The organism is Sphingomonas sp. DMC6 (assembly GCF_056314225.1).
Genome location: NZ_JBQUYT010000010.1, coordinates 85,158 through 92,932, shown reverse-complemented (window position 1 = coordinate 92,932; position 7,775 = coordinate 85,158). Strand labels below are relative to the sequence as shown.

At 62.1% G+C, this 7,775-nt stretch carries 4 protein-coding genes; 3 read left to right on the top strand and 1 reads right to left on the bottom strand.

Translation table 11 applies throughout. From position 1 onward, the window contains the following. Positions 1–560: 560 nt before the first annotated feature. The 3 genes from ACT53M_RS17990 (at position 561) to ACT53M_RS17980 (ending at position 6,459) form a co-directional block, all read left to right on the top strand. A complete protein-coding gene (locus ACT53M_RS17990; RefSeq protein WP_476235137.1) occupies positions 561–2,147 on the top strand; it encodes an MFS transporter in 1,587 nt (528 codons plus the stop codon). A gap of 9 nt (positions 2,148–2,156) precedes the next feature. Beyond that, positions 2,157–3,182: an alanine racemase gene (locus ACT53M_RS17985; RefSeq protein WP_476235135.1), complete on the top strand. Its 1,026-nt coding sequence runs from the start codon at positions 2,157–2,159 to the stop codon at positions 3,180–3,182. A gap of 145 nt (positions 3,183–3,327) precedes the next feature. After that, positions 3,328–6,459 (top strand): TonB-dependent receptor domain-containing protein, encoded by a 3,132-nt coding sequence (locus tag ACT53M_RS17980; protein ID WP_476235133.1) that lies wholly within the window; start codon positions 3,328–3,330, stop codon positions 6,457–6,459. A gap of 117 nt (positions 6,460–6,576) precedes the next feature. On the opposite strand, the gene ACT53M_RS17975 is transcribed toward ACT53M_RS17980, so the two are convergent. Next, positions 6,577–7,752: an acetyl-CoA C-acetyltransferase gene (locus ACT53M_RS17975; RefSeq protein WP_476235131.1), complete on the bottom strand. Its 1,176-nt coding sequence runs from the start codon at positions 7,750–7,752 to the stop codon at positions 6,577–6,579. Positions 7,753–7,775 lie beyond the last annotated feature (23 nt).

Here is a 7,775-nt window from a genome sequence, read left to right as displayed (position 1 = left end):
ACAGGTCGCTCACATTCGGTCTCCTTGCGGAGCCTGAATCACATCGCGCCTCTCACATCAATGGGTCCTGACCCTAGGGACAGGGGGAAATATAGGCAGGAAATATAGGGACAGGAAATCAAGGGACAGTATCCAATTTACCTCCCGCCAACCCCTTTCCTACACCCCTTGTTCTGAGTATGTTCCGATCTTTCGTTTGCCGGCCCGGGAGCGACCGATCATGGATATCTGCAACGATGCTTTTGCGTTCCCGGGTGCTCTCTCTGCCGCGCGCCCGCTTCGCCCAGGCATCTGCAACCGAAATCGCCGCGCGAGCCTAAACTTCCTAAACTTAGCCACCCGCTGCCGCTGTGCCCCGGGGCCTTCGCGGCCGCTCGACGGCGCGCGCACGCGCTGCAAAACGCGGGCTGTCGCGCTTCCGCGCCGCCCTGAAAAACATGTCGCGAGCCTAAACTTCCTAAACTTAGCCACCCGCAACCGCCGCGCCCCGGCGCCTTCGCAGCCGCTCGACGGCCCGCGCAAAAACTGTAGAACGCGGTCCAACGGGGAGTGAGGCACGCATGACGGAATCGGTTCAGGAGCCCTGTGCGGCAGAGATGCGGCTGGTGATCGGCGCGTCGTCGCTGGGGACGATCTTCGAATGGTATGATTTCTTCATCTGGGGCACGCTGACCGCCACCGGCATTCTGGGCCGCACCTTCTTCCCCTCGGGCAACGAGACGCTGGCGACCTTGCTCTCCTGGGCCACCTTCGCGATCGGTTTCGGCTTCCGGCCGCTGGGGGCGATCCTGTTCGGCTATCTGGGCGACCGGATGGGGCGGAAATATACCTTCCTCGTCACCATCACGCTGATGGGCGTGGCGACGGCGGGCATCGGCCTGATCCCCGGCTATGCCCAGATCGGGATCACCGCGCCGATCCTGATCCTGTCGCTGCGGGTGCTGCAGGGGATGGCGCTGGGTGGCGAATATGGCGGCGCGGCAATCTATGTCGCCGAGCATTCACCCGGCGGCCGCGCCGGTTTCCACACCAGCTTCATCCAGGCGAGCGTGGTCGGCGGCTTCGTGCTCAGCCTGGCGGTGGTGCTGCTGTTCAAGCTGGGCTTCGCATCGGTATGGGATGCCTGGGGCTGGCGGCTGCCCTTCCTGTTTTCGCTGCTGTTGCTCGCGGTGTCGCTGTGGATGCGTCTGAAGCTGTCCGAAAGCCCGGTGTTCCGCGCGATCAAGGAAGCGGGGGAGACGGCGGGCAATCCTTTCGTCGAAAGCTTCACCTATCCGGGCAACAAGCGCCGGCTGTTTGTGGCGCTGTTCGGCATCGCCGCCGGGCTCACCGTGGTGTGGTATACGGCGATGTTCTCGGTGCTGTCGTTCCTGTCCGGGCCGATGCAGATGGACCAGACGGCGGCGCAGCTGATTACAGCCGCCGGCGCGGTGATCGGCATGGGCTTTTTCGTCCTGTTCGGGGCGATTTCGGACCGGTTCGGGCGCAAGCCGCCGATCGTGATAGGCTATGCGCTCACGCTGCTGTTCCTATTCCCCTGTTTCTGGGTGATCGGCAGCGCCGCCAATCCGGGGCTCGCCAAGATGTCGCTGCGCGAGCCGGTGGTCGTGGCGGGGCCGCATTGCGCCTATGACCCGTTCAGCACGAAGCAACTCGACGAATGCGGGCGCCTGCTCGATCATCTCTCGAAGCGCGGCATCCGCTACAAGACCGAGAAATCGCCCACCGTCTATGTCACCGTCGGCGGGCAGGTGGTGCCGCAGTCCGACCCCGCTTCGCTGGACGCGGCGCTGAAGGATGCCGGCTACCGGTTCGACAAGGTCGTGCCCGGGCCGGTGAATATCGCAATGATCCTGCTCGGCATGGTGGTGCTGATGGCGCTGTCGGGCGCCACCTATGGCCCGGTGGCGGCGCTGCTCAGCGAGATGTTCCCCTCACGCATCCGCTATTCGTCGATGTCGATCCCCTATCATGTCGGCACCGGCTATTTCGGCGGATTCCTGCCCTTTATCAGCCAGTATATGGTGGCGCGGACCGGCAACCCCACCGCCGGGCTGTGGTACACTTTCGTCGTCGTGGCGATCGCGCTGCTGGTTACGCTGTTCGGATTGCGCGAGACGGTGGCGCCGGGCAGCCGGGGGCGCTAACCGGCGGGGATGACGGACTCTCCCCTTCGCCTGCGCCTCGACGGTGCCGCACTGGTCGCCAACTGGAAGCTGCTTGCCCGGTTGAGCGGCCCGGCTGCCTGCGGCGCGGCGGTGAAGGCCAATGGCTATGGGCTGGGCGCGCGCGGCGTGGTCTCGCGGCTGGCCGAGGCGGGTTGTCGCGACTTTTTCGTCGCCTGCTGGGCAGAGGCGCGGGCACTGGCGGATCTGGGCGTGACCGTCTCGGTGCTCCACGGCGTGCGCGCCGAGGACATGGCCGACCGGCCGGCACATGCCCGTCCCGTGCTGGCGAGTGCCGAACAGGTGCGGCGCTGGCGCGAGGCCGGCGGCGGCGTCTGCGACGTGATGGTCGATACCGGCATGAACCGGCTGGGCGTATCGCCGCAGCAGGTGGCCGAGGGGCTCCTCGACGGGCTGGCGATCGAGACGCTGCTCAGCCACCTCGTCGCTTCGGAAGAGGATGTGCCGCTCAACGCCCGCCAGCGCGACGCGTTCGCGGCGCTTGCGGGGCGGACGGGCGCGCGGCGGATGAGCCTGGCCAATTCGGGCGGCATCGCGCTGGGGCCGGACTATCGGTTCGACCTCACCCGGCCGGGCATCGCCCTTTACGGCGGGCGGCCCTGCGCCGCGCTGGCGGGCATCCGCCAGGTGGTGACGCCCGAGGCGCAGATCCTCCAGCGCCGCCGCGTCGCCGCTGGGGACACGATCGGCTACAACGCCACCTATACCGCGCCGCGCGATATGGAAGTGGCGATCCTCAACCTCGGCTATGCCGATGGCTATCTGCGCTGCTTCTCGAACCGGGGACGGGCGCGGGCCGGTGCTGCGGTACTGCCGCTGGTGGGACGCGTCTCGATGGACCTGACGGCGATCTGCGTCGACGCCGCGCCGGGGCTTGTCGAGGGCGACTGGGTGGCCATCGGCTATGATTTGCCCGAAATGGCGGCGATCAGCGGCATGTCGCAGTACGAACTGCTGACCGGGTTAGGGGCGCGGTTCGACCGGGTTTGGGGGTGACGGGATGTTGTGAAATATTTCACGTTCGCAATTTTGTTGCAATTATGCAACATTTTTCGGAAAATGTTTCTGGTTTCGCGTCTGATCCTTTTCTGGACCTCAGGCCTTCCTCATAAGTTCCTCTTTACTAAAAAAGGGGAATCCAATGAGATTGTCATTCTTGGGCTGCGCTTCTGCGCTTGCGATCGTTGTCGGGGTGGTGCCAACGGCCGTATGGGCGCAAAGCGCTGAAACCAAGCAAACGGCGGATCAGCAGCAAGCGTCGGCGGAAGAGGCACCGGTCAACCAGGACGGCGAAGTAGTCGTTACCGGTACGCGCCTCACACTTCCGAATCTCCGGTCGCTGCAGCCGACCATTTCGACGAATGCGCAGTACCTTCAGGACCGTGGCCTGAACAACATTGCCGACGCCTTGAACGAACTGCCCACGATCCGTGGCAGCGTCACGCCGGCAGGGGCGCAGGGATCATTTGGCCAAGGGGTCAACTTCGTAAACCTGTTCAACAACGGCTCAAACCGGACCCTCACGCTTGTAAACGGGCGTCGTTTCGTCACGTCGAACGTCAACACGCAGTTCAACCAGGGGTCGGCTGGTACGCAGGTCGACCTCAACGTCATCAACTCGCTTCTGGTCGATCGGATCGATCAGATCGGTATTGGTGGCGCCCCCACCTATGGTTCGGATGCAATTTCTGGCACGGTCAACGTGATTCTGCGCGACCGGTTCAATGGCCTGCGCGCGAACCTGACCGCAGGTGTCACGCAAGAAGGCGATGGTGGCAATCACAGCTACAGCTTTTTGGGTGGCAAGGACTTTCTGGAGGGCCGCCTCAACATCACGCTCGCTTATCAGCACGACAAGCAGGACGGCGTATTGTATAATGCGCGTGACTTCCTACGAAAGAACCTCGGTGGCGCTACCAACCCGACTGACGCCCAGGCTCTGGCACTCGGACGTACCGCCGCATCTGGCATCACCAGCCTGAACGACGGGCGCGTTAACACCAACTTCGGTTATAACAATTCTACGACGGACGGCTTTCCCGGCACGATCCAAATTCTCAACGAAACGATTTATTATCTGAATCGTGGCGGTGTGATTACAGCTGCGACCGGAAATAGTGCTGCGGTGCGGAACTGGCAGTTCAACGCGCAGGGAAACCTGGTCCCTTTCAACAAGGGTATCATCTTCCCGAGTATCTATGCCAGCGGCGGCGACGGTTTCCGCTTCAACGACTATTCGCAGATCACCAGCGATCTGAGCCGCGATATCTATAACGCATTCGCGCATTTCGACGTGTCGGATTCGCTCAAGCTCTTTGCGGAAGGGGAATATTTCCGCTCGCGCGCCGACGAACTGGTGCAGCAGCCCACCTTTAATAGCAACCTGTTTGGTGGGTCGAGCGGAGCACTGACGTTCCGTTCCGACAGCCCGTTTCTGACTGCGCAGGCGCGTGGGCAACTTCAGGCGCTGGGTATCACCAGCTTCCAGGTGTCGCGCGCATCGGACGATCTTGCGGACCTGACGGGCTACAACATCACCAATCTCTGGCGCGGCGTTGTTGGTGCTCGCGGTGATTTCGATATCGGCAAGCGCAAATTCCGTTACGAAGTTTCGTTCAACTATGGCCGGAATGTCATCCACGATTATGGTCAGGATCTAAACGCGCAGAATTTCATTAATGCCGTGAACGTCACGACTGATGGCAACGGCAGGATCGTTTGCACTGCAACTCCCGCCTATCAGGCAGCACCGGGTGGCACGCCGGTTGCTGATCCGAATTGCGTCCCGCTCAATCTGCTGGGTAGTGGCGTTTCGACGCCTGCTGCGCGCGCCTATGTTATTGCCAACAACCTGACGCGCAGCGTGCTTGAGCAGCAGGTTTTCAATGCCAACGTAGGTGGCTCGCCGTTTTCGCTGTTCGGCAACGACACCGCATTCAATCTTGGCTTTGAACATCGCCGCGAGTCCGGTGCATTCACGCCCAGCAGTTTCCAACAGCAGGGACTCGGCCGTTCGGTGGCGATTTCGCCGGTTTCCGGTCATTACACACTCAATGAAGGTTTCGGCGAAATCGCTTTGCCGTTCATCTCAGCAGATAACCACGTTCCCTTTATCAATCAGTTGACCCTGACGGGCAGCGGCCGCTATGTCGACAATTCGGTGAATGGCAGTTTCTTTGCCTGGTCTGCAGGAGGATTCTACTCGCCGGTTCGCGACATCACGTTCCGCGGTAATTATACGAAGTCGTTCCGTGCACCGGCAATCACTGAACTGTTTCTGCCGATTTCCAACGCATTTTCTTCGGTGACGGATATCTGTTCGCCGGGGAACATCAATGGCGGCCCGGTGCCCGACATCCGCAAGCGCAACTGCACGGCGTTTCTGGCCAAGTACCCGAATGCGACGCCGCTAGATGCAGCTGCGGCGACCGTTCCTTCGCGGAGCGGCGGTAACCCGGGGCTGGAAAACGAAGTCGCGCGGAGCTTCACGTACGGCGTTCTGTTTCAGCCGCGTTTTGTGCCCGGGCTTTCGATGTCGGCTGACTATATTGACATCCGCATTGCCAACCCGATCCAGAGCCTGACCGTCTCGCAGATTGTTCAGGGTTGCTTCGACAATGCCCAATTCAATACGGCCGATCCGGCGCGCGGCAACAGCTTCTGCTCGCTGATCCGTCGTTATGAGACCGGGCAGGGTGGGACAGCGGCGAACGGCGGCGATCGTGGTGGTCAGGTCGTCAACGATCCTGCAAATCCGGGCGTCAACTATGGATATGTCAACGGGAAGAGAATCTTCTTCTCGGGTATTCAGGCGACTTTGAACTACCAGACCTCGCTTCGCAGTCTGGGAATCGGGGGCACGTTCGAGGCTGATGTCGTTAGCCTTTACGTGCGCCGTCGCCTGATCGACGTCACCGGCGTCGCACCGGTCCGTACCGACGGCACGTTTGGGGATCCCAAGTGGCAGGGTCAAGTGAATCTGCGCTATTCAAATGCTGTGTGGGGGCTCAGCACCTCCATCAATATCGTCGGCAGACAGATTGCGGCGCGTACCGGTCTGTCAACCGATCTGCGGGAATTCAATGTCATTAATTCCTATGCGACGGTGAATGGCTCTGCATTCATAAAAGTTGGCGATTCATACCGCCTCACTTTTTCTGTAACAAACCTGTTCAACCGTATTGGTCAGGAATATTACGGTTATTATCCTACCACGTTGATCAACGACTATTTGGGTCGGCGTTTCACCGTAGGTGCGAGGGTCAACTTTTGATCTGAAGCGCTAAAATAAAAGGGGTCGCAGGCATCACCTGCGACCCCTTCTCTTTGCCCTGGTGCAGAATGCCTGCGGATTACTCTGGCGTCCTGCTCTTTTACAGCGCGGTCAGCATCACCCGCGCTCGACGCACATGGCGATGCCCATGCCGCCGCCTATGCATAGCGTGGCGAGACCCGTCTTAACGTCACGCTTCTGCATTTCGTGGACCAGTGTGGTCAGGATGCGCGCGCCCGAGGCGCCGATCGGGTGGCCGATGGCGATGGCGCCGCCGTTCACATTCACCTTGTCGGCGTCCCAGCCCAGTTCCTTGCCGACCGAGAGTGCCTGTGCGGCGAACGCTTCGTTGGCTTCGATCAGGTCGAGATCGGCGATGGTCCAGCCGGCCTTCTCCAGCGCCTTGCGGCTCGCGGGGACCGGACCGATGCCCATGATCGACGGGTCGACGCCAGCGCTCGCCCAGCTCCGGATCGTCGCCAGGATCGGCGCGCCGCGCCTTTCGGCTTCCTCCCGGCTCATCAGCACCAGCGCCGCCGCGCCGTCGTTCAGGCCCGAGGCATTGGCGGCGGTGACGGTGCCGTCCTTCTTGAACGCCGGCTTGAGCCCCGACACGCCCTCCACCGTCGCACCCGCGCGAATATATTCGTCATCGGCGATCACCGTTTCGCCCTTGCGGGTCTTGATCGTCACCGGCGCGATCTCGTCCTTGAAGCGGCCCTCGGCACGCGCCTTTTCGGCCAGATTCTGCGAGCGCACCGCGAACGCATCCTGGTCGGCGCGCGTCACCTGATACTGCTCGGCGAGATTTTCGGCGGTGATGCCCATGTGATAGCCGTTGAACACGTCGGTCAGGCCGTCCTTGATCATCGTGTCAACGAGGCTCAGGTCGCCCATCTTGGTGCCGGGGCGCAGCGACTGGGCGTGCGGGCTCATCGACATCGATTCCTGCCCGCCGGCAACGATGATCGACGCATCGCCGTTGCGGATCGACTGGAAGCCGAGCGCTACCGCGCGCAGGCCCGAGCCGCAGACCTGCTGCACGCTCCACGCCGGCACTTCCTTCGGCACCCCGGCGTTCATCGACGCCTGGCGGGCGGGGTTCTGCCCCTGCGCCGCGGTGAGCACCTGACCGAGGATGACTTCGGAGACTTCCTCGCCCTTCACGCCCGCCTCGGCCAGCGCCGCCTCAATCGCGATGCGCCCCAGCTCGTGCGCGGGGGTGGCGGCAAAGGCGCCGAGAAAGCTGCCCACCGGGGTGCGCTTGGCGGCGGTGATCACGACTTCGATCATGGAATTCTCCTGCGAGTGTGTTT

Bases quoted from the DNA above. Each gene is read 5' to 3' on its own strand.
- ACT53M_RS17990 (WP_476235137.1), top strand. From the start codon at position 561: ATGACGGAATCGGTTCAGGAGCCCTGTGCGGCAGAGATGCGGCTGGTG.
- ACT53M_RS17985 (WP_476235135.1), top strand. From the start codon at position 2,157: ATGACGGACTCTCCCCTTCGCCTGCGCCTCGACGGTGCCGCACTGGTC.
- ACT53M_RS17980 (WP_476235133.1), top strand. From the start codon at position 3,328: ATGAGATTGTCATTCTTGGGCTGCGCTTCTGCGCTTGCGATCGTTGTC.
- ACT53M_RS17975 (WP_476235131.1), bottom strand. From the start codon at position 7,752: ATGATCGAAGTCGTGATCACCGCCGCCAAGCGCACCCCGGTGGGCAGC.